Raw genomic sequence first — 654 nt, 5'->3', positions numbered from 1 at the left:
GGCTTTGGAGTAGGTAAGGATGAGGAAGAGCGGTTGCGCGGTCTGCAGCAGGAGCATCGGCTGGGTTGGCCTGGCGGTGAATACCGTGCTCATGGTAATGAAGGCGTTTGTCGGCCTGATCGGTGGATCGCAGGCCATGCTCGCCGATGCGATGTATTCGTTGAAGGACATGCTGAACGCCCTGATGGTGATCATCGGGACCACCATTTCCAGCAAGCCGCTGGATGCCGAGCATCCCTACGGCCATGGCAAGGTCGAATTCATCCTGTCCATGGTGGTCAGCGTGGTCTTCATCGGTATGACCGGCTACCTGCTGGTCCATGCCGTCCAGATCCTGTTGGATGAGAGCCTGCACCGGACGCCACATCTGATCGTGCTGTGGGCGGCGCTGGTTTCGGTCGGCGTCAATGTGGGCATGTATTTCTATTCCCGCTGTGTCGCCATTGAGACTAACAGCCCTATCATCAAGACCATGGCCAAGCATCACCATGGCGACGCCACCGCCTCGGGCGCGGTCGCGCTGGGCATCATCGGCGCCCATTATCTCAATATGCCCTGGATTGATCCGGCGGTGGCTCTGTGGGAGACCATCGACCTGCTTCTGCTGGGTAAGGTCGTCTTCATGGATGCCTATCGTGGGCTAATGGATCACAC

1 protein-coding gene is annotated in these 654 nt (G+C 58.6%); it reads left to right on the top strand.

What is annotated here, in order from left to right; translation table 11 throughout:
• Positions 1–19 precede the first annotated feature (19 nt).
• A partial coding sequence (gene mamM, locus A6A05_RS05660) for a magnetosome biogenesis CDF transporter MamM (protein WP_082910730.1) occupies positions 20–654 on the top strand: 635 nt, incomplete at its 3' end.

This window comes from Magnetospirillum moscoviense, assembly GCF_001650635.1.
Classification (GTDB): domain Bacteria; phylum Pseudomonadota; class Alphaproteobacteria; order Rhodospirillales; family Magnetospirillaceae; genus Magnetospirillum; species Magnetospirillum moscoviense.
Note: the sequence above shows the minus strand (reverse complement) of the source record. Positions and strands in the feature narration are given on the sequence as shown.